At 62.9% G+C, this 25,310-nt stretch carries 19 protein-coding genes and 1 riboswitch; of the genes, 5 read left to right on the top strand and 14 right to left on the bottom strand.

What is annotated here, in order from left to right:
- Positions 1-21: 21 nt before the first annotated feature.
- The 5 genes from SINAC_RS32740 to SINAC_RS40325 form a co-directional block, all read right to left on the bottom strand.
- On the bottom strand, positions 22-777 hold the full coding sequence (locus SINAC_RS32740; protein WP_015249834.1) for a gamma-glutamyl-gamma-aminobutyrate hydrolase family protein: 756 nt from the start codon (positions 775-777) through the stop codon (positions 22-24).
- Positions 778-1,400: 623 nt separating this feature from the next.
- Positions 1,401-3,242, bottom strand: a complete 1,842-nt coding sequence (locus tag SINAC_RS32735) for a cytochrome b N-terminal domain-containing protein (RefSeq protein WP_015249833.1) — start codon at positions 3,240-3,242, stop codon at positions 1,401-1,403.
- On the bottom strand, positions 3,235-3,765 hold the full coding sequence (locus SINAC_RS32730) for a QcrA and Rieske domain-containing protein (RefSeq protein WP_015249832.1): 531 nt from the start codon (positions 3,763-3,765) through the stop codon (positions 3,235-3,237). Before SINAC_RS32730 ends, SINAC_RS32735 begins: the two co-directional genes overlap by 8 nt.
- Positions 3,766-3,927: 162 nt before the next feature.
- Entirely contained in the window at positions 3,928-4,920 is a 993-nt protein-coding gene (locus SINAC_RS32725) for a DHH family phosphoesterase (protein ID WP_015249831.1), read from the bottom strand.
- Positions 4,921-5,321: 401 nt separating this feature from the next.
- The gene (locus tag SINAC_RS40325; RefSeq protein WP_157579475.1) at positions 5,322-5,903 is read right to left on the bottom strand and encodes a hypothetical protein; all 582 of its coding nucleotides are present in this window, start codon (positions 5,901-5,903) and stop codon (positions 5,322-5,324) included.
- 485 nt (positions 5,904-6,388) lie between these two features.
- On the opposite strand from SINAC_RS40325, the gene SINAC_RS32715 reads away from it, so the two are divergent.
- Positions 6,389-6,625, top strand: a complete 237-nt coding sequence (locus tag SINAC_RS32715) for a hypothetical protein (RefSeq protein WP_015249829.1) — start codon at positions 6,389-6,391, stop codon at positions 6,623-6,625.
- A 222-nt stretch (positions 6,626-6,847) separates the two neighbouring features.
- Here SINAC_RS32715 and SINAC_RS32710 read toward each other — a convergent pair whose 3' ends face one another.
- Complete coding sequence (locus tag SINAC_RS32710) at positions 6,848-7,831, bottom strand: GDP-mannose 4,6-dehydratase (protein WP_015249828.1); 984 nt, start codon at positions 7,829-7,831, stop codon at positions 6,848-6,850.
- 279 nt (positions 7,832-8,110) lie between these two features.
- On the opposite strand from SINAC_RS32710, the gene SINAC_RS32705 reads away from it, so the two are divergent.
- A complete protein-coding gene (locus SINAC_RS32705) occupies positions 8,111-8,980 on the top strand; it encodes a hypothetical protein (protein WP_237722666.1) in 870 nt (289 codons plus the stop codon).
- A gap of 119 nt (positions 8,981-9,099) precedes the next feature.
- Here SINAC_RS32705 and SINAC_RS32700 read toward each other — a convergent pair whose 3' ends face one another.
- Positions 9,100-9,534 (bottom strand): hypothetical protein, encoded by a 435-nt coding sequence (locus SINAC_RS32700; RefSeq protein ID WP_015249826.1) that lies wholly within the window; start codon positions 9,532-9,534, stop codon positions 9,100-9,102.
- Between the two features lie 545 nt (positions 9,535-10,079).
- On the opposite strand from SINAC_RS32700, the gene SINAC_RS32695 reads away from it, so the two are divergent.
- On the top strand, positions 10,080-11,783 hold the full coding sequence (locus tag SINAC_RS32695; RefSeq protein ID WP_015249825.1) for a hypothetical protein: 1,704 nt from the start codon (positions 10,080-10,082) through the stop codon (positions 11,781-11,783).
- Between the two features lie 200 nt (positions 11,784-11,983).
- Complete coding sequence (locus tag SINAC_RS32690) at positions 11,984-13,150, top strand: tetratricopeptide repeat protein (RefSeq protein WP_015249824.1); 1,167 nt, start codon at positions 11,984-11,986, stop codon at positions 13,148-13,150.
- Here the strand turns inward: SINAC_RS32690 and SINAC_RS32685 are convergent.
- The 4 genes from SINAC_RS32685 to thrC form a co-directional block, all read right to left on the bottom strand.
- Positions 13,131-14,279 (bottom strand): aminotransferase class V-fold PLP-dependent enzyme, encoded by a 1,149-nt coding sequence (locus SINAC_RS32685; protein WP_015249823.1) that lies wholly within the window; start codon positions 14,277-14,279, stop codon positions 13,131-13,133. The genes SINAC_RS32690 and SINAC_RS32685 overlap by 20 nt on opposite strands.
- A gap of 350 nt (positions 14,280-14,629) precedes the next feature.
- On the bottom strand, positions 14,630-15,676 hold the full coding sequence (locus SINAC_RS32680) for a ThiF family adenylyltransferase (protein WP_015249822.1): 1,047 nt from the start codon (positions 15,674-15,676) through the stop codon (positions 14,630-14,632).
- A 328-nt stretch (positions 15,677-16,004) separates the two neighbouring features.
- On the bottom strand, positions 16,005-16,277 hold the full coding sequence (locus tag SINAC_RS32675) for a MoaD family protein (protein WP_015249820.1): 273 nt from the start codon (positions 16,275-16,277) through the stop codon (positions 16,005-16,007).
- 150 nt (positions 16,278-16,427) lie between these two features.
- Positions 16,428-17,696 (bottom strand): threonine synthase, encoded by a 1,269-nt coding sequence (gene thrC / locus SINAC_RS32670; RefSeq protein ID WP_015249819.1) that lies wholly within the window; start codon positions 17,694-17,696, stop codon positions 16,428-16,430.
- A gap of 203 nt (positions 17,697-17,899) precedes the next feature.
- Positions 17,900-18,039: riboswitch (SAM riboswitch) on the bottom strand.
- 570 nt (positions 18,040-18,609) lie between these two features.
- Here thrC and SINAC_RS32665 point away from each other — a divergent pair.
- Positions 18,610-19,848, top strand: coding sequence for a DUF1559 family PulG-like putative transporter (locus SINAC_RS32665; protein WP_026012034.1), 1,239 nt, complete (start codon positions 18,610-18,612; stop codon positions 19,846-19,848).
- A 262-nt stretch (positions 19,849-20,110) separates the two neighbouring features.
- On the opposite strand, the gene SINAC_RS32660 is transcribed toward SINAC_RS32665, so the two are convergent.
- From SINAC_RS32660 to SINAC_RS41610, 3 genes are all read right to left on the bottom strand, one after another.
- A complete protein-coding gene (locus SINAC_RS32660) occupies positions 20,111-21,010 on the bottom strand; it encodes a sugar phosphate isomerase/epimerase family protein (protein WP_015249817.1) in 900 nt (299 codons plus the stop codon).
- 65 nt (positions 21,011-21,075) lie between these two features.
- Positions 21,076-22,479, bottom strand: coding sequence for a DUF1501 domain-containing protein (locus tag SINAC_RS32655; RefSeq protein ID WP_044147900.1), 1,404 nt, complete (start codon positions 22,477-22,479; stop codon positions 21,076-21,078).
- Positions 22,480-22,759: 280 nt separating this feature from the next.
- Complete coding sequence (locus SINAC_RS41610) at positions 22,760-25,249, bottom strand: tetratricopeptide repeat protein (RefSeq protein ID WP_015249815.1); 2,490 nt, start codon at positions 25,247-25,249, stop codon at positions 22,760-22,762.
- Positions 25,250-25,310: the final 61 nt, after the last annotated feature.

Raw genomic sequence — 25,310 nt, 5'->3', positions numbered from 1 at the left:
CCTCAGGTCGACCTCGCCTCGTCAGCTCGCTTTCGCCAGCGAGAGAGGGACCCTGTTCCAGGAGGCTGCTGCGGTGGTGAAGGCTTCGATGAGCTGCATGTCGAGGGAAATATTCCCTTCGTTTTCGGGGTGCCACTGCACGCCGACGACCCACCAGCCCTTCTCTCGGCCTTCGTAGGCTTCGATCAGACCATCGGGGGCGACCGCACCGGTCCGGAAGTTCGGGGCGAGCTTGCGGATCCCCTGGTGGTGGTAGCTGTTGACTCGGATTTCACCGGGGCCGTAGATCTCTTCCAGCCGACTGCCCGGCTCCATGATCACGGTGTGCCGGTGGACCCCGCCTTGGAGGTCACGGTGGGGGATGCCTCGCGGCATGTCTTCGGGCAGGTGGAGGTAGATGCCGCCGCCATTGACGACGTTCAGCTCTTGCATCCCCAGGCCGATCCCGAGCACGGGCATCCGCATCTGCTGGATCAGCTTGCAGAGCATGCGGTCGGACGCTTCACGCCGTTCGGGCATGACCGTCACGGCCGGGTGCGGCGAGAGTCCCATCTTCTTGGGGTCGAGGTCGTCCCCGCCGGTCAAGAGCACGCCGTCGAGCTGCTCGAGGATCGGGGCGAGGTCTTGCTCCTTGATGAGCGGCGGGATCATCACGGGAAGTGCGTTGGCGGAAAGGATGCAGTCGAAGTACCCACTGTTCATGTAGCTATGCGGGGTGCGGCCCTTGGCGGTGGCGCGATAGTCAGTGTTGATCCCGATCAGAGGTCGGTCTTTCATGGCGGGCTTCCTTCCTTGCGTTGCGTTGGCGTCAGCGAAATCCATTCGATGACCATCCCGGGGCGCTTCCACAGTCCTCCGTGAACCGCGGAATTCGACGAGCCAAGCCGGGGCGTCAGCCAGTGCGCGACGATGCCGTCAGACGGCGACCGGTCGCGCCCGCAATTTCCCGTGATCTCCAGGCACAACCGCAGGGGCGCGGACCCTGAGGGATGTGCGAAGACCAAATCAATTTGTCTATGTCTCAGTAGGTGTGACGCGAGAGTGGAAGCAAATTCGTGCTTTAGCGTCTTGCCTTCGTGTCAGGCAGTGCGACCGAGTCTAGCCGCGACTTGAGACGTTCTCAAGAAAAATCCACGGTTTTCCTGCTGTTTGCCCGTCTTTTTCGCGAGCGCGGCCTTTGGGGAAGCCAGGGTTACGGATCCTTGTAATTCTTGCTCAGAGGTAGTGTTCAAACATCTCGTCACTCCGCGAACAGGGCGCTCTCGACTGCCCCTTTTTTGAGAATCCGAGGGCGCGTTTGTGATCAAAATGACACCGGCCCCGGAAAAAACTTCCGGGGCCGGTGTCGGCTCGATCCGCTTGTTTTCGATTCAGAGGGCCTGAGCCCCCGTTGGCGAGGCTCAATGAGGGGCGGATTTTCCTACGGCGACCTTCGTCTCGGGGGAGGTTGCTTTGGCCCCAAAGTAGTCGTTCTGGAGATACCGCACGAGCATGTTGACGTCGTTCTTGGTGAGTTGCTCGCTGGTGAACGCGGGCATCTGGTCCTTCTTTTCGAGGTAGCCATACAGGTCGGGAGCGCCCGGCTTATGGATCATGCGTGCGATCCACTGCGGCGAGCCCCAGGCAAATAGCTTGGGAGCGTCGCGAAAGCCTCCCTCGCCGATCCCCTCAACCACGAGATGGCACTGCTTGCAGTCTTTGTTGAAGACCTCCAAGCCGGGGTGGTTGGCGACTCCTGGGCTGTCGACCCACTCATCCGGAGTCATGTCGGCGGGGACCTCGGCGAACGAGGCGACGAACCGGGCGACGTCGTCGAGCTCTTGCTTGGTGAGCTTCGACCCCTTCTTCCACTCGGCCATCCCGTCGCATTGCGGGACCTTGCCGAAGTAGGCGTCCGCTCGCGGGTTCTCGAGGAGGCCGCGGATCCAGGTGTAGGAGCCATAATCCTTGAGGTCGGAGGCGACCTGCGGCGTCGAGACAGGCTGCCCCTTGCTGTCGCTCGAGAGTTGGCCCTTGCCGTCGAAGTAGTGGCAGCTCAGGCACTTCTTATCGAGCACGGCACGGCCGTGGGTCAGCGGGTCGTGGCGCAGGACGTAGGCGGCACCTTCGGGAGGAACACCGATTTCGCTCGCCAACAGGATCGCCCGCTGGCGGGCCTCGTCGGCCTTGACCCGGTCGGCCTGGAAGCTTTCATTCGCGGCGTCGGACCGCATTGCTTCCACGGTCAGGAAGCCGCCGCCGCCGACCAGCGCGAAGACGAAGCAGCACGCCAGGAAGTGGGCCAGCTTGCGCGGGAGGACCCGGTCGAAGAGGGGGAGCAGAAGCAGGACCACCATGATCGCGGTCGGGATGATGATGGTGCCGATGATCTCGCGATTGCCCGGGAAGTACTTGAGCATCTGAAAGAGCGAGAGGAAGTACCACTCGGGTCGCGCCGGGTAGTTGGCGCTGGAGGGATCGGCGGGGGCGTCGAGATTGGCTCCCCCCTCGCTGAGCACGAGATAGAGCAGGACGCCGAAGACGGCGAGGCTGGCGACGCTGTCCATGAAGAGCTGTTCGGGCCAGAACGTGCCACGCCCGAGTTTCTCGGCATTGCGCGGGGGAGTCAGGCCGTGGCGCCGGAAGAGGGCGACGTGTGCGAACAGGCAGAGGAAGAAGAGGGTCGGGAGAACGCCGACGTGCAGCCCGAAGAACCGGGTGATCGTCTGGTTGCCGTACTCGGTGCCGCCGACGACGATCTTCTGGATGGCAGGGCCGAGCACCGGGGCTCCGCCCGAGATATTGGTGGCAACCTTGGTGGCCCAGTAGCCTTTCTGGTCCCAGGGGAGCAGGTAGCCGGTCAGGCTGAAGCCAAGGGTGAGGAACATCAGCGCCATGCCGAACCACCAGTTGACCTCGCGCGGCTTGCGGTAGGCACCCGCCCAGAGCACTTGGAGCAAGTGCATTGCGAGGAGGACCACCATCGCCTGTGACCCGAAGTGGTGGATCCCCCGGACGAACCAACCCGCGTACATCTTGTTGCTGATGTAGAAGACGCTTCCCCAGGCCGTCGCGGACGACGGGCTGTACGACAGCATTAACAGCAGGCCGGTCGCCAGCTGGATCATGAAGGTCGTGCTCAGGGCCGAGCCGAACACGTACCGCCAGCGCGCGCCGCCGGGGATCGGTTCTTCGAGCGCCTCGTGAACGAGGGCTTTGTAGCCGGTCCGATTGTCAAGCCAGTTGGCGAGTTTGTTAAACAAGGGGGATCTTCTCCTCGGACTGGGCCCGGAACCGCTGGAACTTGACCTTGATCTTCGGGTCTTTATCGTTCGAGAGCTCGATCTCGAGCCCATCCATCGGGCGCGGCGGGATCTTGTTCGTCGCCTTGCCGCAGAGGTCGAAGCTGCTCGTGTGACACGGGCAGAAGAAGCTCTGGCCGTCCTCCCCGAGGCTCACCGCGCAGCCTAGGTGGGGACACTCGGACGAGAGGGCAAGCACCGTCTCCTTCGAGTTGCAAGGGGGCTGGCGAACCAGCCAGATCGAGCTGATCGCTTCCTTGGGATAGTTCACCCAGGCGTCTTGCCGCTGCTCGATGATCGGGACCGACATGGGGACGCCCACTTTGAGGTCGCTGAGCTTTGCGACCTCCTGGAACCCTCCCCCTTCGGCCTTCTTCTTCAAAAGTGGATCCAGGACGTAGGCAACCCCTGGTATGGCCAGACCGAGGCCGACAAGGTTGCCCACCACGATTGTGCCGTAGCGGTAGAAGTCACGACGGTTCATCAAGGGGAACTCCAGCGACGACGAGGCGGGTTCGAGGATCAAATGGGGCAGGAGGGAGGAGCGGTCCGAAGCGCTTTTTGAGATCAGCGGGCTTCGGACGGCGTCCGTTCGATCTTATCGCGGAACGGGAGGGAGACAGACGACGATCTACAGTGCGACAGATTAGGCGATGTTTAAGGTCTGCTGGACGGCGGCAAGGACCCGCTCGATGCTCTCGTCGAGGGGATCAGGCAACGTGGCCCCGGCCGCAGCGCGGTGGCCGCCACCGCCGAAGAGACCGGCCAAGCGGGCACAGTCCATGCCCTGGCGAGACCGGAGGCTCAGTTTGATGCCACCGCGAGACTGCTCGAAGAAGAGCATGCCGACCTCGACCCCTTTGAGACTGACCGTGAAATCGACCAGGTCTTCGGTGTCCTGAGGGATCGCGCCGGAACGCTCGACACTGTCGCGCGTCACGGTCGCATAGGCGATCCGGCCGCCCGCAACGGTTTTCAGGCCCGTGAGGGTCTCGCCCATCAAGCGAAGCCGGCCCAGGCTGCTTCGCTCGAACAACTGGCTGTAAATCTCGTTGATCGGGGCGCCCGCCTCGACGAGATCCGCCACGGTCCGCAGTGTGCTGGGTTTGGTGTTTGGGTGATGGAACCAGCCGGTGTCCATCGCGATCGCGGTCAGCAGGCCGGTCGCCACCTCTTTCGTGAACGTGCCTCCCAGCGCCTTCGTGGCCTGGACCACCAACGTCCCCGTTGCTTCGGCCGTCGTGTCTTTGAGGAAGAGCGCTCCCAGGTCATCCTGGCTGACGTGGTGGTCGATCACCACGCGGGGCCCTTTGAAGTCGCGGATCAAGTCCGCCATGTCGCCCAGTTGGCTCCAGGCTGACAGGTCGAGGATGATCGCGACCTCGCGGTCCGCCAGGTCGGCTGGGTTCGCCAGGCTGCCGAAGTGCTCGAAGAAGTCCTCTTGCGGGTCGAGGAAGTCGTACCGAGGGGGCGTCCGGCTGGAGTTGACGACCCGGACATCCTTCCCTCGCTGCCGAAGCAGACCCGCCATGCCGACTTCCGATCCCAGCGCGTCGCCATCAGGGCGGACGTGCGTGGTCAGGAGGAATCGGTCATGGGTCTCGATCAAATCGGCAAGAGGGGTCCAGTCGATGCTCATATCGTCGGAACTCTGGCGGGTGTCGAACTCCTGTCAGCCCCTCATCTTATCGAAGGGCAGACTCCCCCCGCAACCCACTGGAAACTTCTGTCCAGGAGCTCTCGTCCGATGCGTCTGAATCTCGACCGGTTCCGAAACGGATAGCCCGTCGGGGTGAATTCCGCCTGGTGGGTCGCTGAGGTGATCCTCAAGCGGGCGGGTTTTGAAGGAGGGATGGAGATAGATGCCCGGCCGGTGGATAATCTGTTGTTTCTTTTTTCAATTCTCAGGAGAGTGGAATTTCCCAGGCGAGCGGGGAAGTGAGCTCCCTCTCTTTCTCATTCGCCTGGGAGTGATTCCAGCGGCCGGGCCGGCTGCACTAAACCGGGAGATGAATCTCCGGTGAGTTTCCGGCCTGTGACTTAGCTTCGGCGAGACTCTCGGTCCTCATGCGACCGGCTCCGGCCGCGAGAGCCGTGATCTTTCCGCCCCTTGCTGTTGTGGCTCTGGCGATCGTCGCCGTCGCGGCGGCCGCGGGCCTTGGCCCACTCACGGTGCTTGGTCCGCTCGACCTTGCTCCCCCGTGCTTCCCCGCCGCGGTGTTTGCCGTCGCCTCGGCGATGATCGTGTCGCGCTACGCTGCGGTGTTCGCCATCACCTCGGCGATGGTGATGCCGCGCTTCGCCGCGATGCTTGCCGTCGCCACGGCGATGATCGTGCCTCGCTTCGCCGCGATGCTCGCCATCACCTCGGCGATGGTGATGCCGCGCTTCGCCGTGCCATTTCCCATGGTGGCCAGCAGCGTGAGAGCGGCTTCGGCCGTGGTCGCGAGACCCGTGCTCTCGGCTCTCTCCTCGTTCGCGGCCCCCCCCTCGGTGCGCCTTGCTCTGATGGGAACCGCCGTCCCGGTCACTGCTTCCTCGGCCTTCTTCGGCCTTCGCGGCGATCCCGTAGAGACCCGTCAAGGCCACCATCAGCGCAGCCACTTTCGACAGCATGGACATAGGATTACTCCCTGGCTGAATCGTGAGAACGTCAGTCTTTCCCCTAACTTACTAATAGCGTCAACGAGGGCGTGGATGGCCTTGAAAATAGGAATCCGGCGAAAGGAAAAGAAACAAAATGTCTGGATCTAATTGGGGATGGGTGAGTCGATTGAAACCTGGCAACGGCTCTTCTCAGCGGTTGTTCCTTTTGGGGATCGCGGAGGCTCCGCCCACATTCTGATGGTGTCGGGACGTCTGGGACTCAGACCCCAAGACCGCTTATTGAAAAAAGAGCAGGTGGGTGGTCCGCTCAGCACGAGTCCATGCGGTGTGCCATGTCGTCGTGGGGGCCGATTCGGAACTTCGGTTGAAAGAATCGCGCCAATATGGGAGACTCCTCAGCCTGCCCCGGGTTCTTTTTGGATCGTACCCGCCGACTTCGCCTACCAACTGACCCACCAGCCAGCCCACCCCAAGCGGCTAGAAAATTCTGAGGATATTTCATGCGTAACGTCTTCAACGGCGTGATCTGGTTCACGCTCATTTCGGGAGCGTTCTTCGCTGTTGCCTCGCAGGCGGAGCGACCGAATGAAAGACCACATCTTGAGGCGGGACGGGAGATTGCGGAAGGCCACCCGAAGGATTGCCTGGCCTGCAAGAATCGAGGGCGAGGATTGCCCGCCGAGATTGATGAGTATACGGTTTGGTTGGTGAAGGATGACGGCTCCGCCAGGCGATGAAGCCTGAAATCGGCCGGCCGCGGTTGCGCTGCTGCCTACCCCGGGCGATGGGGCCCGTGGATCGACAAGAAGACGAGGGGTGAGAGCGATTGATCCTCGTCTCGGGTGGCTGGGGGCGTGCTCGTCCCGTCCCCCAGTCTGCAGGTCCTCGGCATCGAGTGCGGACCTCTGCCACCTTGATCGTTCGGCGCGTGATCCGCCTGAACGAAAATCGCTCTTTTTTTAGGTTGTGTACGAATCGACTCGGAATCGGGCGATGTTGTCGCGGATCCAGGCGATCGTCTCGTCGAGTGCCTGGTCGAGCGAATATTGCGGCGACCAGCCCCAGAGTTCCTTGGCGAGGTTCGTTCCGGCTAGGAGTCGGCCGACCTCGCTGGCCGGAGGGCGGATCCGTTCGGAATCGGTCTCGACCCGGATCGGTGTTCCGAGTCGCGCGGCGATCCTCTCGACTAATTCCCCGATGGAGACGTCGTCGCCACGGCCGATGTTGACGGCTTGGCCGAGCGCTCCGTCGCATCCGGCAATCGCCACGAAACCCGAGACCGTATCCTTGACGTAGGTGAGGTCGCGGCGGGGATCGAGGCTCCCCAAGCGAACTACAGGGCGTGTCAGAGCCTGACTGATGATCGTCGGGATGATCGCCCGCGCGGATTGTCGTGGCCCGAACGTGTTGAACGGCCGGAGAATCGTGACAGGCAATCCAAAAGCGCGGTGATAGCTTTCGCCCAAGGCGTCGGCGGCAATTTTCGTGGCGGCATAGGGGGACTGACCCCGCAATGGGTGCCGTTCGTCAATCGGCACGACCTGGGCGGTCCCATACACCTCCGACGTCGACGTCAGCACGACCCGCTCCAGCGCACCACTCGCGCGGCAAGCGTCGAGCACGTGGGCCGTCCCCAGCACATTCGTCTGCACTACGTCGTACGGGTTCTGGTACGAGTAGGGGATCGCAATCAGCGCACCGAGGTGGAACACCCAGGCTCGTCCCTCGACGGCTTTGCGGACCGCCTCCGGATCCTTCAGGTCACCACGGTGCACCTCGAGTGCTCCCGTGATCTCTGCCGGAAGACTGTCAATGTGTCCGCGCTCGTCGCGTCCGTTATATCGGGTCAAGATCCGCACGGTATGGCCATCACGGACCAGACGCTCGGTCAGGTGACTCCCGATGAACCCCCCCGCACCTGTCACCAGGACCGTCTTGCCCATCGCAGGCCATCCCTTTTTGTTTGTGGATCGAATCGACTTCGCCGATCTCCTTCTCGGAATCCGCCGCCATCCTACGGATTTCCCCCCCTCGGGCAACGCGAAATCGCTACTATCCCTCCCCTTGACCCACTCGGAGGCTTGTTTGCATGGGAATCTTTGCCAGGATACCCCGAAGTCGCTAAAGGTCCGTCTCTGCCTTGTCGATATTGTTTGACACCGAAGGATCAATGGGTCACCAAGGACGACATCAGACGACCCCATTGAACGGACCAAACTGCAATGACGACTCTACGATATCGCGGAGAACGACCGATGGTGCTGCGCCTGATCTTGGTCGGTCTCGTCGCCGGACTAGGTTTGAGCATGCCGTCTCGGCGCGATCTCGATACGATGACCCGCTCCGCGCAACACTGGGTAAACGACCACCTCGCCGAATGGGACACTCCAACCTTGTCTGACCCGGGGGCGTTTGTTCTCGTAGTCGACCCCGCCGAGACCTCACCGCTCTTAGCTGCCCCCGCCTCCGCATGTGCCCCCACGCTCATCTCGGATGAGGAATTTGCCGGCGTTCTTAATGATTCGGTCGCTTCCTTCGCTCAAGACGCCCTTGCGGGCACAACCCGTGAGATGGATCAATTCGTCAAGAACAGCGATCAGTTGGCGGCTTTGGAGCTGTCGAGATCCCTTGCGATCGACCTGCCCAGCGAACCGGCCGCGCTCGCCGATGATGAGCCGAACCGCGTCGATTTGACCGAACTGGCGTTCGAGGGTTGGGCCGAGGAGACGACTCCAAGCAAGCCGGTTGAACTGGCCGATTCGAACGTGACCGATTCGCTTGATCTGGTGTTCGAGGGGGTGATCGAGGATACGGTGACCCGTTTCGATCAGGACGCCTCAATGCTGGCCGCCACGGTCCGAGGCTTGAACGCCGATCAGACGTTCGGAGTCAACGAAGACCTCGACACGGATGAGATCTACGCCTCGAACCGGAGCTCCGACGGGATTCAAGGCTCGAACTCTGCCGCTGCCGCTGATGAGGCGGTTCGGAGCGAGAATCGCCTGACGAACGCCGTCCGTCTGACTCGTGAGGCGGTGGTGGCCTGGGCAAGCCTGATCCACGGCCCTGCCGTTGTTACCATCGCACCCTGACCAATTTCTCGTCTTCTGAAAAAAAAGAAATCAACGCGAACGACCCGGTTAGCCGCGCAGCACCGGGTCGTTCGCGTTTTTCTTTTCGAAGGCGTCCCAGGGTATTGAGGAGGATGGGTTCAGGTGATATTCGGCGCGGATCCGTTTGACCCTTCGGAGCGAGGTGCGGACTCATCGATCCCCTGGATCAGCCTGAGGGCGAGCATTTTGCGGTAACCGAGTTCGTTCGCGACTTTGAGCACTTCACCACAGGTGGGAAACGATCGGCCCGATTGCATCTTGAAGTGCTGCATCGCATTCATGAACTCGATCTCGTCGTCGGTATACTGCTTTTCGAAGGTGGTCGGATCGATCCGCCTTCGCCGCTCCTTCTTAACCTGCGGCCGGGCGGGACCGCGATCGGGTTTGGTTGATGCCGTTGCAGGATCCGCTTCCCCACGGCCTCGCCGTTTGGGCCCGTCACGGCGGTCGTGGAGAATTGCGTCTTCCGGAAGGGAGGGTGCATCGAATTTCTTCGACTTCGGTGGCGTCTTCTTCTTAGGACGATCAGGCATGACCAATTCTCAGTTTTCCACGGACTGGGGCACGGTCGTTTTGGGTCTCTCCGAGGCGCTTCACCGATTCGAGATGATTCGATGGGTCTCTTGCGCGTTTGATGAGAATCGACCAAGCCCTTCAGCCGTCGCACCCTTCACGTTGAGTGACGGATCGGGATTTGCTCTAACTGTTGATAGAACATCCCCCTAACGCTGTCAAAAGTGATCGAAGCTTGGCACGTTGACTCTACGCCTCGCCGTGGTGGGGAGCGGTCGTTCGATGATTTCGGATCGCCCCAATTTGGAGCAGGGCCTGACTTGTGCCTCAAGGTGTTCTATGTGGCATAATAAGAGAAACCGTAGGAGGACGCTCGCAGCCTTGCTCTTGCGTTGATTTTGGGGCGGCCTGCTTTGGTGAGCATTCACCGATCTTGTGGGGCCTCCCTGGTTGAATCCAACCGAATTGCCGAGCCACGGTCGTTCTCTTTTCTTTGATGAAACTGACGCATCGCCATGCTCGTACCGGACGTAAAGCCGGGATCCCCTTCTGGAGACGAACAATCATGTCCCAAACCGCGAGGATGTGGAGAGGTCTCGGGCCGTTGACGTTGAGCGGCCTGATCCTAACCGGTGTCACGTCGCGAGCCGCCGACACGACGCCCTTGCCGAAACAGCTCACCGAGCTCGGCCAGCAGGCGCTTGCGCAGGGCGCGTCCGAGCAGGCGAAGAAGTTCTACCGCAAGGCTCTCGAACTCGACCCTCGCAACGGCGAAGCCAAGCGGGCCCTGTCCCAGATCCGGGTTGCCTTCCAGGCCCCGGTGGAGGCGCCGCCCGCCGAAGCCCCGCCCGCTGCGCCGCCGGCCGAGCCCCCGCCCGCCGCCGCCGAGGTGATCGCCCCGGCCAATCCGGTCCCGGCTGTCACCGAGCCCGCTGCCGGCCACCAGCCCCAGGCCACACTCGAGGAAGCGGCCCGCGTCTCCGACGTCGTTCGACAGCAGCTCGTCGCCGACATCAACCAGCGCCTGCAGGCTGCTCGCGATCTGGTCAACGCCGGGCAACCCGAGGCTGCACTCACCACACTCCGGTTGGCACAGACTGTCGCGCGATCGGCTACTGACGTTCCCGAAGCGGTTCGCAACGACCTCGATCGCCGGATCCAGTCCCAGCTTCTCTCTACCGTTCGTGCTGAAGAGCGGATCGTTCAGGAGCAGGCTGAACGGCTCCGACGCGAGGCTTCGGCCGAGCAGCGGATCCGGGCGCTCGACCTCGTCGAACGCAATCAGGCGACCGTCAGCGTGATGATGATCCAGTTCGACAGTCTGATGGCGCAGGGGACCTACAACATCCTCTACAACGGCGGCCTGGGTGACATCGTGACCGCCACCGCCCCCTTCTATGAGGCGCGGCTGCTGGCCCAGAAGGCACGGGCCTTGGTCCCCAACGATCCGACCCCTCGCGTAGGTGTGTTCGTGGCCGAGACGGTGGGCTTCCTGGCCCAGGAGCTGGCGTTCGAGCAGCTCAAAGAGTTCCGCTTCATGCTCTCGCTCCAGGATGTCGATCGCGCTGCGGTGCCGTTCCCCGATACGATTACGCTCGAATACCCCGACGCCGACCAGTGGCGGGTGCTGTCCGAGAAGCGAATTCGCCGCTACGGCCGTGCGGTCGACTTGCTCGATCGCGACCCGAAGACGAAGTCGATCCTGGCCAAGCTGGATGACCCGATCTCGATGTCGTTCGGCAACGAGACCCCGCTGGAAGACGTCCTGAAGTACATCAAGAGCGCGACCACGGGTGCGAACGACAACGGGATCCCGATCTACGTCGACCCGGTCGGCCTACAAGAGGCCGAGAAGACGATGACTTCGCCCGTGACGTTGGACCTGGAAGGTGTGCCGCTCAAGACGACGCTTCGGTTGATGCTCAAGCAACTCGGCCTGACCTACACGGTGAAGGACGGCTTGCTGACGATCACCAATGAAGACTCCGAAGACCAGCCGACCGAAATTCGCGTCTACCCGGTCGCCGACCTCGCGATCATCCCCCTCTCGCTCATCAGCGGCGGCGGTGGTGGTGGTATGGGTGGTGGTATGGGCGGCGGCATGATGGGTGGTATGGGTGGCGGCATGGGCGGCGGCATGGGCGGTGGTATGGGCGGTGGCATGGGTGGCGGTATGGGCGGCATGGGCGGCATGATGTCCGTTCCCGCGACCGATCCCGCGCAGCCAGGCGACGCAGCCGGTGCCTTCTCGCAAAAAAAAAGCAGCTAATTGAGGGCGTTCAGCCCCCTTCAACTGTCCAACCTTCCCGGGACCAGCGTGGCGTCAAGCCACCTGGTCCCGGTCGCGTTTCCTCCCCGCGTACTTCGGCTGGGAAGCCCGACCGTGATGCCCCGCTGACGATTACCCCTGCAAAGCCTTCGGATGCGCCTTCTGCTCTGATTCCGATCGCGCCTGCGCCCAAGGGGAGCGTGAAGACTCAGAAGCGGTCGGCGAGTACGGCTCAATACTGGCAGAACTACTATCGAACCCACCAGGAGTCGTCCAAGGATCTCAAGGAGAAGGTGACTCTTCTCAATCTCAATAAGAAGAGCCAGGATGTGGAGGCCGTGCTCAAGGGCTTCTTGACTTTTCACAGCAAGGATGCCGAGCCCTGGATGTACGAGGCGCTTGCGCTCGCGATCAAGATGAACAAGGGGTCAGACAAGGACTTCAAAACCTCACTGGGGTTTGCGGCCGACATGGCGCAGCGGAGCCACAACCCGAACCATCTTGTGAGTGTGGCGGACGTGATGCTTCTGAACGGCGAATACGACCGGGTCGGCAAACTGCTGGACGAGGCCGCCGAGAAGATCCCCCATCGGTCTGAGCCCTTGATTATGATGATCAACCTGGCACAGAAGACAAAAGATCCGGAACGCATGGCGATGGCCATCGAGAAGCTTTTCTCTCTGGGCTGGCCCGGGTTCGATGAGAAGGTGCGACGCGACGCCCGGCAGCAGGCTGAGACCTTGGCCAAGAGCCTGCGGGAAGAAGGGCGAACCTCCGAGGCGGAAACGCTCCTGGCGCGCGTGACTGATGCTGAGTACCGCGATGTCTTCGTCAGACTCACCTGGACGGGCGATGCCAGCCTCGGCTTGATGGTCGAAGAACCGCTCGGCGCCACCGCTCGCGACATCATGCCGCGCACCGTCTTCGGTGGCGCGGTCATCAAAGAGGGCTATGGCTCACATCCGGAGAGTGTCTACGTCTGCCCGCGCGGCTTCGATGGGGATTACACCATCCGGATCGAGACGATCTACAACAACCCGGACAAGCCGGCCTTGGAGGCGACCCTCGAACTGATCACTCACGAAGGGACGGCCGACGAGAAGAAGGAGACCAAGACGATCCAGGTGAGCAAGACGCCGGACCCGGTTGTTGTCCACCTGAAGGGAGGGCATCGCAAGACCGTTCTGCCGTTCCTGGCCCCCCCGACATTGCCTTCACCCTCGCCGGCCCCTGGACAAACCAAGGGAAAGGGAACGACGAAGGATTCCGGCCAGCCGAGCGGTGAGGCTCGCTCGGAGCCGGAATCCTCCAAGGCGATCAAGGTCGAACCGGCTCAGCCGGCTGGGGTCAAAGAACGCCCGCGGTGATCTCGGTCAGGGCGTTGAGGAACGTCGTGATCTCCTCGTCCGTGGTGAACGGACCAGGGCTGACACGGAGGGTGCCGTCCGGGAAGGTTCCCAGGGCGCGATGGATGTAAGGCGCACAGTGCAGGCCGGGTCGCACGGCGATCTCGAAGCTCGTGTCGAGGATCGAGCCGAGATCTTGGGGCGTGAGAGCCTCGGGAACGACCAGCGAGAGCGCTCCCACGTGCGTTGCCGGATTCCAGCGGCCGGTGATCCGCCACCCTTCGGTCCCCTCGGCCCAATCGACGACGCGCTGAAGCAGCGCGACCTCATGCCGGCGGATCTCCTCAACCCCGCGATTGGCGACCCAGGCAATGCCGGCGGCAAGGCCGGCGACCCCCAGCACGTTGGGGGTTCCCCCTTCGAGGATGTAGGGGAAGAGGGTCGGCTGGGTTTCGCTGGATGAATCGCCGCCGGTCCCCCCCTCGCGCCAGGGGCGGGGGTTGGCCCGGGGACCGACGTAGAGGGCCCCCGTGCCGGTCGGTCCATAAAGCGACTTGTGCCCGGGGAAGGCGAGGAAGTCGATCGGCGTGGCCCGCAGGTCAATCGCGATCACACCGGCCGACTGGGCGGCGTCGACCAGGAATAGGGCGCCTGCCTCACGGACGATCGGGGCGATCGCCTCGATCGGCTGGACGGTTCCCAGGACGTTCGAGGCATGAGTCAAGGCCACAAGCGCCGTCTTTGGCGTCAGTGCTTTCCGAACGGCCTCCGGGTCGAGATAGCCGTCGTCCGAAGCGAGCCGGGTCAACGTGATCACTCCAGCCTTCTCGAGCGCCCGCAACGGCCGGCTGATTGAATTGTGCTCAAGATCCGACGTGATGACATGATCGCCCGGTTTCACGGTCCCTTTGATCGCCAGGTTCAACCCATCGGTACAGTTGAGCGTGAAGATCCAGCGATCGGGACTCTCGCCTCGAAAGAACTGATTGAGGGCGTGCCGCGTGTCGTCCAACGTGCGCTCGGCGGCGACGGCCATCCGGTGCCCGGCCCGTCCGGGGTTGGCCAGGCTCGTCCGGGCGAACTTGTCGAGGGCCTGATAGACAGGCTCGGGCTTCGGAAAACTCGTGGCAGCGTTGTCGAGGTAGATCATGATCGGATCCGATCTCAGGAGGGCTTTCGCTACAGAGACATATTTTGGCGCAAAGAGAAAAGAGGTTGGCCTGGGCGACTTTGGAAGTTCAGGAAAAGAACGTCGGCGAGGCCTTCCCCTGGGGCGGGTTCACCACAGCCCCGATGGGGTGACCGTTCCTGGCCAGAGGGGAAACCCCTGGAAGACATTCGATTTGTTTGCGTTTTGCAGCCCTTGCGAGGCTGCAAAACGTCTTTATGTGAGTTCCTGCCGTCCCCAAGGGCTTGCGCCCCTGTTAGGAGCGACCGCCCTTCCGTGGCTGCAAAATGCGGACATGACGGTCGTGTCCTCCGGGGCTTCGCACGGAAGTGTTAGCTTCCGACGAACTGGGCGTAGAGCGTGCGCGCCTTGGCGATATCGTTGGTTCCCTTGATGATGGCCCGGCCGTCGGGGAAGACGGTGAATTCATGTCCTTCGGTGGCGAATCGGAGCATGAAGTTGTTGTGGCGGATTTCGCCCAAGGGGGCGAGTCGCGTCGCCATCTCGGCGAAGTTCAGGGGCTCGGAGCGGCGGGTTGCAATCTGCACGGCGTTTCGCCCGCAGAGGGTCGTTGTGTGCGAGCCGAGGGCGCCATCGAGCCATTCAAACTTGCGCTGACTGCAACAGGGACAGTCCACCTTGCCGAGCAGTCCGGCCACCTTGAGGCGGCGGAACGACCACTCCCAGAGGTCGACCATGATCAACTCGGTATTGAGCGCATCGTGCGCTCCGCTGAGCAGCTTGATGGCTTCGACGGCCTCGAACGAGGCAATCACGGCGACCGCCGGGCCGAGCACGCCGGCCGTCTCGCAGGTGGGAGTCATCCCGGGGGGCGGACTGGTTTCGATCAGGCACCGGATGCAAGGGGTCTTGCCCGGGATGATCGTCATCGTCTGCCCTTCGCTGCCGATCACGCCGCCGAAGATCCAGGGCTTGTTGAGTTTGACCGCCGCGTCGTTGATCAGGTAGCGGGTCTCGAAGTTATCGGTGCCGTCGAGAATCAGGTCGGCATCCCCCACGAGGTCGAGGATGTTAGTATGGTCGATGTCGGTGACGACCGGCTCGATCGTGACGGCGCTGTTGATCTGGCGAAGCTTGCGAGCGGCCGCTTCGGCCTTGGGCAGGTTGTCGGCCACATCCTGTTCGTCGAAGAGGATCTGCCGCTGGAGATTATGCGTCTCGATGAAGTCGCGATCGACGATCCGGATCTGGCCCACCCCCGCCCGAACCAGGTGGTTGGCCAGGACGGTGCCGAGGGCGCCACAGCCACAGATCGTGACCCGGCTCTCCATCAGCTTGCGTTGCCCCGACTCACCGAGGGCGGGGAAACGGACCTGACGGCTATAGCGATCGAGCGGGTCGGCTACGTCGGAAGGCATGGGAAAATTCCTGGTCGCGGTCGTCCGCAAAGGGGGCGCGCTCTTGATTAGAGATGGAACGATGACAATTCGTTGTCGCGTTCACTGCCCCAGGGTACGGCCTTGGTCAAGAACGCGAACCAATAAGGCCGGGAGCAAACCCGTTACAGCGAGGGCCGGCGTGGATGATCGTCGAGACCGCACAGGCTATCTCGATGGAGCTCGCATCGTCGGTCCGGGCTGGATTCGAGGACAGGGATGTTGCCCGAGATTGGGATCCGCCGCCGGGTCTTTCGACGTTGGCGGTCGGCGTCTCGCTCCTCTCGGGCGCATCCGAGCGATCGGTTACTCAGCCGCCGGCGACGGCCGGGATGATGTCGACGACGTCCTTCTCGACGACGGCGGTCGCGAGGTCGTCGAGGTAGCGGATGTCTTCGTTATTCACGTAGACGTTGACGTACTGTTGAAGCGCTCCGGTGCCGTCGAAGATCCGCTTCTGGAATTCGGGATACCGCGCTCCGAGGTCACCGAGGACTTCCGCCACGGTCGATCCCTGGGCATCGATCCGGGCTTGGCCGCCGGTGTGAGGACGCAACGGAGTGGGGATCGTGACGACCGGCATAGTTCCTATCCTTCGCTTCTGAAAAAAAGGCGTTGAGGCACGGCGGACATTACAAAGTGAGGGCGAACGGCGTCCGCCATACCTCAAAAAAAAGAGGGATGGCGAACGATCTTCCTTCCTCATTCTACGGCGTGTGTCGAGCGGCTGCGGTCAAGCCTCGGTGGCGACCAGCTCCGGCGACTCGGCCCCGACCAGGGCCTCAAACTCCGCCAGGCTCGGCTTGATGACGACCGGCCGGGCGATCTTGTCGATCAGGGCTTCCTGCGTCTTGAGGCCGTTGCCCGTGATGCAGAGGACGGTCGAGGCGTCACGGTCGATCTTGCCTTGGGCGATCAGCTTCCGAGCCACGGCGACGGTCACGCCGCCGGCGGTCTCGGCCCAGATCCCCTCGGTCTCGGCCAGGAGTCGCATCGAATCGACGATTGCGTCGTCGTCCACGTCTTCGCTCCAGCCGCCGGTGTCGCGGATGAGCTGCGAGGCGAAGTAGCCGTCGGCCGGGTCGCCGATGGCGAGGCTCTTGGCGATCGTGTCCGGGTTGCGAACCGGCTTGACCCGGAGGGCGTCGGTCTTGACCGTGTTCGCGATGGGGTTGCAGCCGGTGGCTTGCGCCCCGTACATTTTGGTATTGACCGGTCCCGAGACCAGGCCGAGCCGCTCGAGTTCCTTGAACGACTTGTGGAGCTTGCCGATCAGGCTGCCGCCGGCCATCGGCACGACGACCTGGTCGGGAATCCGCCAGCCCATATCTTCGGCGATCTCGAAGCCCATCGACTTCGACCCCTCAGCGTAGAACGGGCGGAGGTTGACGTTGACGAACCCCCAGCCGAACCGAAAGGCGATCTGCGAGCAGAGGCGGTTGACGTGGTCGTAATTGCCTTGGATCGCGATGACCTTGGCCCCGTAGATCGTGGCGCCGAGGACTTTGCCCTGCTCGAGGTTGTCGGGAATCAAGACGTAAGCATTCAAGCCCGCGGCGGCCGCATTGGCCGCGACACTGCCGGCGAGGTTGCCCGTCGAGGCGCATCCGACCGTCTCAAAGCCAAGCTCAACCGCCTTCGACAACGCGACGGCCACGACGCGGTCTTTGAACGAGAGCGAGGGATGATTGACGGCGTCGTTCTTGACGTAGAGCTCGCGGAGCCCAAGCGCCTTGGCGAGGCGATCGGCCCGGATCAAAGGGGTGCCGCCCACGTGCCGGCCAACGGTCGGCTCGCCATCCACGGGGAGCAACTCGCGATAGCGCCACATCGTCCTGGGACGCGATTCAATCGCCTGCCTGGTGAAGGACTTCGCGACCGCCTCGTAGTTGTACGCGACTTCGAGCGGGCCGAAGTCCTCGGTACAGAAGTTGAGAGCTTCCTTGGGGTAGACCTTACCACAGAGACGACACTTCAGCCCGCTGACGAATTCTCCAGACACCGGCGATTCTCCTGTAACTCCAGCCCGGCTCGCGGTCAGGCGAGTCCAAAAAAAGGGCGGAGAGTCGAGGACGAACGACCCCTCAAAAAAAACGAGTGGGCGTCCCGGTGCGCGATATCCAGAGTCGTTGAAGAGACGATGGGAGTGAGGATAAGGCAGGCCAATGGCGAGAGACGTGGCTAGGCACGCAATCACCGAAGACTATCTTATCTGTCCCATCTGCGCGTCGAACCGTTGCCGGCTCGGACTACGCTGGGGCAGGAGTTAGCACCAGCATCCACCAATTGGTAGACCGGTTGCTGTGGCGTCGTAGGGCCCGTCCCTCAGCCACTCTGGATAAGATGCGCACCAAATTGTGAATGATGGACTTTACAAGGCAAACCCGCCCCTCGTCAAGCGAAAACCGTTTGAGCAGGACCGCTTTTTTTCAACGATCCCACGCGCGGCACGAGCGGTTTTCCCATGAGTTGCGGATGCGACCTCCTCATCGACCGTGTTGCCAACCCGGCTGCGGGAACACACACCAACAAGGTCAGGCCGGCTTCTGGCTGCCCCGAACAGACGACAAGAGGTCTGCCGAGTTGGCACCGTCTTGTGGGCCATCGTGACCTGATCCCCGGCAGGTCGAAAGCAAGGGGATGACCGTGACTTCAAGCCCCACGCCATGCGACGGTCTACCACTGTTGATGTTAACGGAGTTCGTCCAAAAGAAACATTGTGCGAGGTTTTAGTTCCCAAAGGAAACATGCGATTTCGCACTTTCAATGACGTGTCCTTTTTACTGGGGTATGCTGTTGCTTTTTATTGACAGCTTGCTAGCATGCATCCACTCGATTCCGAGTAAGCAACCCATTCGAGGTTGGTGTTGGCCGCGTTCCGCGGTCGTCCGATCGGGCAGGGAAAGGGGAGTTGCATGCGCTCACGTCTTCGTGTTGGCTTTACGCTTATTGAATTGCTCGTTGTGATTGCGATTATCGGAGTATTGGTCGGGTTAATGTTGCCGGCGGTGAGCTCGGCCCGCGCGGCGGCGAGGCGGGCGAAGTGCCAGAGTAATCTCCGACAGGTTGGCCTTGGGCTGCTTGGCTTTCTGAATACGTTCAATAAGTTTCCCAATGCCGGAACCTTTGCGGAGAATCCCGGGGCCAATTTGGCGGATCCGACGGATCCGGAGTTTCCGTCCTGGATCTGGACGTCGATTAACCAGCCGGGGAGCTTGTCCAAGAACAACCCGATGCGTTCCAACTGGGTGGTGGACGTCCTGCCATACATTGACAGCAAGGATCTCGCCAATGCCTGGGATCATGAACAGCTTTATTTGAGCTCCACGAGTACGAAGCAGGGAATGCCGTCGAATTTGAAGTCGTCGTCAACGAACCTTGATATTTTGGTTTGCCCTGACGACACAACGGTCCAGACGTCGCAGGGGAACCTCAGTTATGTCGTCAACGGTGGCTTCGCACGCTGGCATGCCGAGCCCCTGTCTTGGACGGGTTACAAGTTCGATGGTGATTCGGCCGGTGGGAACGGAGGGATTGTTTCCTGGGGACCCCAGGCGCCGGATCTCGGTAAGCGGACGAACTGGGGGCTGAACCAGAGCACCTGCAAAAAGATGGGTGTGATGTTTCTCGGAACGGCCAAGGGGGGATATCCCTGGGATATTCAGACGAGCCCGATCAACCTCGAGGATGGGGCGAGCGCGACTCTCATGGCGAGTGAGAATATGCTGGTCGGCAGCTCCACAGGCTCACCGGTCTCAGGCGGGCTGCTGACGAATTGGGCTTGCCCGCTGCCCAACTTCTGCATGTTCACCGCCTCGGATAACGTGTGCGGCACTGGCAGCACCCCGGATTGCACCAGCAGCGGGTTGGCCGCCAGCTCGGACGCCGATGGGCCCGGATGGGCCTTTGCCAATCAGGACGGCTCGTTCGAGAACATCAACGGTGGGTATCGGCTGACGATCGAGGGGACGTTTCCCTACCTGTTGAGCAATCACTCCGGGGGCGTGAACACGGTCTTCTGCGACGGCTCGGCTCGATTCCTCAAGAGCTCGATCGCCGGCAGTGTTTACGCCAAGCTCGTCACCCCGGCCGGGAGTAAGCTCCCTTACTGGTGCACCCAGATGCCGCTCAGTCAGGACGCGTTCACCCAGTAAACGCAGAGATTGGCTTGGCGGTTTTGTCTCGACCAGGCGGTTGTCGCATCAATGGGATGAATAGGAAAAAAGTAAGCGTCAGACCATGAATCCTCATGGTCTGACGCGAGCGCTTCGCCGGCAAATCGGATCTGTGATCGCCAGAGGGCCTGTGGCGTTTTGCGAAGTCATTCCCGGCTGGCCGAGCCGAGCCGTCTCGGTGGCCTCGTGCCAAGCGATTCAGGATGACGTCCTGAGTGCGACCTGGCCGTTGCTGGCAGTCTCACTCTGGGAAATATCGTTTGATCATCATACGGAGGAATGCCAGTGACTCGGCCATCTCTCCCATTCCGTTCATCCCGTCCTCGATACTGATCCAGCCGCGATAGCCATGCTCGGCCAGGATGGTGAAGATGGTGTGGTAATCGTTGAGCCCCTTGCCGGTCACTCCGTGGAGGAGGTGGGGCGAGTAGCCGAGCGTACCGTCGGCCTGACGCAACTCGTCCAGCGTGGTTCCGTCGGCGAGGTAGCGATCGCTCGCGTGCATGCTCACCACGCGATCGGCGACGGCCCGCAGGAGCGCGATCGGGTCGTCCCCGGCCACGATTGCGTTGGACGGGTCGAACTGTACGCCGAAGTGCCGTCGCTCTGGAATGGCCTCGACCAGTTCGAGGAAGACATCCTGCTTTTGGGCGAACTCGGGGTGATGCCAGAAGCCGTCCTTGTAGTGGTTTTCCAACCCGAGCACGACGTCGCACTCCCGGGCGACCGGGAGCAGTTCCTCGATGCAGGCGACGACCCACTCGAGTCCTTGCTTGCGGCCGACCTCCGGATAGCGCTGGCCCGAGAGCACCCGGCAGACGGTGCCGGGCCCGCCGAGTCGGCGCGTCACGCGGATCAATTCCGCTTCATGCGCGACGGCCCGCTTCCTTGCGTCGGCGTCCGGATTGGTGAAGTCGGGCGAGCAGCAGAGCATGGGCATGGCGAAGCCCGCCGCGCGGATCGCGTCGCCCACGCGGTCGATGTAGGCGTTGTCCAGGCTGGTGAAGAAGCCGTCGTACATCTCCAGGCCGTCGGCGTCGAGCGATCGGGCCTCGGTAATCCAGTCGAAGACGGTCATCGAGCGTTGGCCGGCGATCTCGTCGAGGTAGCATTTCGGGAACGCGGAAATCTTCGGGGGCACGGACGATCTCTCCTTGGGGCGGCGTCTGATCGATGATTGGCGGCTTGGCTCAGCTTGGCCTTGGTTCAGGCGAGGATGGACGCGATCGGCCGGCCCTCGGGGACGACGGTGAGGGGGCGACGGAACTGGTCGTGGAGGAGCAGGTCGGCCGGAATCCCGAGGCACTGGTAGATCGTGGCGATGATCTCGGCCGGTGTGACGGGGTCGAGGTGGGGGCGGGCGCCAATTTTGTCGCTGGCGCCGTGGATGTGGCCGGCCTTGATCCCGCCGCCGGCGAGGAACAGACTGTAGCCGAAATTCCAGTGGTCGCGGCCCGCTGCGGGATTGATCTTGGGGCTCCGCCCGAACTCGCCCATGACGACGACGAGGGTTCGGTCGAGCCGGCCTCGCGATTGGAGGTCGTCGAGCAGGGACGAGAGCGCTGCATCCAGTTGCGGGAGCAGGGTTGTTTTGAGGGTTTGGAAGTTGTTGCCGTGAGTGTCCCAGGTGGCGTTGGCGTCAGGCGCCCAGGAGATGCTGGCGACCCGGACGCCAGCTTCGACCAGCCTGCGGGCCAGGAGCACGCTCTGGCCGTAAATGTTGCGTCCGTAGCGGTCGCGGATCCGTGGGTCTTCGCGGTCGATCCGGAACGCGTCCTGGGCCGTCGGCGCGGTGAGTAAGTCGTACGCGCGTGCTCGAAAGCCATCGACGTCGCGGAGCCGCGAGTCATGCGCGTACCCCTCAGGGGTGCCGAGGACACTGTCGAGTTGTCTCCGGTTCGCGAACCGCGCCAGGTCGACGCCCGCCGGGTGCGAGAGTTCGGGCATCGCGAAGTCGGGGGCGTTCGGATCCTTGAGGACGAAGAGCGGGTCGTGCGTTCGCCCGAGCCAGCCGCCGAAGAATCCGGGCTGGGGCGGTCCCCCCGCGCCTTCGGCCGTGATGTACGGCATTGCGACGAAGGGGACGATCCCTGTCTCGGGCGGCCGGTGGAGCCCGACGACCGAGCCGATCGCAGGGTTGTCGGTCGGCTGGGCCCGTCCGCCGACCTCGCCGCGATCGTGGCCGGTCAGGCCGGTGTAGACGGCCGCCCCGTGCGAGTTGTTTACGCTATGGTGCGCGGAGCGGATCAGGGTCCCCAGGTGCACCTGGCGAGCGAACAGGGGCAGGTGCTCGGAAACCTGGACGCCAGGCAGACTCGAGGCGATCGGTCGGAACTCGCCGCGAATCTCGGCCGGGGCATCGGGCTTCATGTCCCACATGTCGAGGTGGCTGGGCCCGCCATTCAGGAAGATCAAGATGCAGGAGTCGGCCGTTGGCGTTATCTGACCCTCGGGACGCGCGCGACGCCGTGCCCGGGGGGCGGCCCCCGCCTCGGCACGGAGCAGATCGGTCAGGCCGAGTCCAAGGGTCAGGCTGGAGCCGATCTCGATCATTTCGCGGCGGGAAACCCGCCCAGGGCCGGGGCAAGGGCTTGGCGATGGCTGGGGCACGACCGACCTCCGCTTTTTGATCTCGGCTTTGCTGTTTAATACTTGCCGAATCTTAATGCGGACCAAGCGTGGTGTCGAGGTCGTCGAGCCAGACGGACTCGGAATCGAGAGCGATGCCAGGGGGATGCTGTCGGAAAAATGTTTATTAAACGAGCTCGTTGAAGGGAATGTTCGCCATTCCCGGTCTCCGAAGAGGACAGGAACCGATGCCATTATCGATTCCTGATCCTCTTTTGCGTAACAGGTCCAGATGATACGAAGGCTCTGGTCCTCTGCTGGGTCATCGTGTGAAGGTCAAGCCGGGCGCTTTATCATTGGCTCCGGGGGGCGCGAAGACGAATTTGTCGGGGCCGGACTGCGTGACCTTGCCGACCAAGGGGGGGCCGTCGGTGTGGAGCAGGGCGAGAGTCCCGTCTTTGAACGCCGCCTGACCCTCGAGGGTTTCCTTCTGACCCTTGTTGTCGACGTCCCAGGTGAAGGCGCCGTCTTCCTTGAGCGTCAGGGCGATGGAGACGTCGGGTGTGGGTTGAGCCTTCCAGGTTCCCGCCATGGCGGCCGGGGGAGGCGGCGGTGGATTTGTCGGGGCCGGCTCCGTCGCGTCCTCGGCGGGCGTTGACGTTGATGTTGTGGCCGCTGTTGCGGTCGTGGTGGGTGTGGTTGGAGGTACGCCTTGCCCTTGAGCCGGTGTTGCAGCGGCGACCTGAGGCTCAGGGTTGGCGGGCTTCTGGAGTGCCTTGACGAACGAGGCCGAGAGCTGGTCCTTGGGCTGGAGTTTGGTGACCTGCTCGAATTGCGCCAAGGCTTCGTCGTTGTGCCCCTCAACCATGTAGTGGTCCGCCAGGAGGAAGCGCCCGGCGGGGGAGTTGGGGTTGGCCGTGACGTACGCTTCCAGGTTGCGGAGTTGGCTGGTGTAGGTGTCGACGTCGGGGTAGAGGCCGACGAGCGTGGACCAGTTCCACCCCGGTCCGGCCGTGAGCACCGCGTATTCGACGGCTGCGGCCTCGTCGTAGCGCTGGAGGGCGAATAGGGCCAGGGCGCGGAATTCGTGGACCACCGGGACGTTGGGGGTCTGCTTGATCACTTGGTCGGCCAGTTCGATCGCCCGTGTGTAGTCCCCGGCATGGAAGGCGTCACGCGCGGCGGAGAAGATCTGCTCGGTGCTCGTGGCGACCGACGGCTCGGGAGCCGTGGCGACCAGGTTGATCGGCTGGGAGTAGTCGAAAACGACGGCCGTCGTCGCGGGCTGGGTTGTGATTAACGTTGAGGCGTAGGGGTTCGCATAGCCACTGTAGAGCCAGTCGCTGGCCACCGAACCGATCCCCCAGTCGGTGTAGTCGGCCGCACTCCAGGTTGGGAAGGCGTTGTACATCCCATAGCCGGCGGTGGGATAGCCGAAGCCGCCGAAGCCGAGCGCGGTGTTCGTGACTCCGAAGGCGGAGCCAAGTCCAAAGGAACTCAGCGCCCCTGCACCAAAACCGGTCAAGAATCCGTTGCCTCCCCCCCAACTGCCACGATACCAGTTGCCATAGTAGGGGGACGACCAGCCGCGATTACCGCCCCAACCCCCGCCGTAACCTCCGCCTCCACCCCAACCTCCGCCCCACCCCCCACCCCCACCGTAACCTCCACCTCCATAGCCGTTGCCGCCGGTCACGGTGTTCACGTTATTGTTGACGATGGTCGGTGCGCCACTGTAACCCGAGGAATAGCCTCCGCCGCCCCCTCCGCCGCCGTAAAAGTTGTTGCCGCCCACGAAAGTGTTGCCCCCATAATTGGGCCGGCTGACGATCCCGAGGCTATCGCCGATCTGTCCGATGTTACCCGACCCGATGTTATTGCCCGACCCCCAGGGGCGGTTGTTGATACCCCCGCCCCCAAAACCAGGCCGATTGCCTCCCGCGAGCCAGGGATTCCGAATGCCGCCGCCCCCTTGTCCTGGACGGTTGCCGCCGCCGAAACCTGGACGGTTGCCTCCCGCAAACCAGGGATTTTGAACGCCTCCGCCTCCCTGTCCTGGGCGGCTGCCGCCGCCGAAACCCGGGCGGTTGCCTCCCGGGAGCCAGGGATTCTGAACGCCCCCTCCGCCGAAGCCTGGGCGGTTGCCCCCCGCGAATCCTGGTGGCCTTTGGGGACCGAGACCGCCGCCTTGCCCTGGGCGGAGTCCTGGCCTTTGGACGCCCCCTCCACCGAAACCTGGGCGGTTGCCCCCTGCGAATCCTGGCCTTTGAATCCCCCCGCCGCCTTGTCCCGGGCGGTTGCCCCCCGCGAATCCTGGCCTCTGAGGCCCGCCGCCCTGTCCTGGAGCGGGTCCTGGCCTTTGGATGCCTCCGCCACCGAAACCTGGGCGGTTGCCCCCCGCGAATCCTGGTCTTTGAATGCCCCCTCCGCCCTGGCCAGGGCGGTTACCACCGCCGAAGTTGGGCCGGGTCATGTTGCCGGGTGAGGGCCGGGTCATTCCGCCCATGGCGGGCCGGTTGACGGGCATGGAGGGCCTTGTCATGCCAGCACCGCCGGGGCGCGCCATACCACCGCCACCCATGGGGCGTGCCATGCCGCCGCCACCCATGGGGCGTGCCATGCCGCCGCCACCCATGGGGCGTGCCATGCCGCCGCCACCCATGGGGCGTGCCATGCCGCCGCCACCCATGGGGCGTCCGCCACCACCGGGGCGTCCACCGCCACCGGGGCGCTGGGCATGGACCAGCACGGGCTCGGTGAGGAGGGCCGTCACCGCTGCAAGCAGGAGGATGGTCTGCCGAGAATTAAACATGGGCATCCTCGAAAATTATGCGGAGCCGTAGGGGTGACAAAACGCGTCGAGGCTGGATTTA

Source organism: Singulisphaera acidiphila DSM 18658 (assembly GCF_000242455.2).
In the GTDB taxonomy this organism is placed as follows: domain Bacteria; phylum Planctomycetota; class Planctomycetia; order Isosphaerales; family Isosphaeraceae; genus Singulisphaera; species Singulisphaera acidiphila.
Note: the sequence above shows the minus strand (reverse complement) of the source record. Positions and strands in the feature narration are given on the sequence as shown.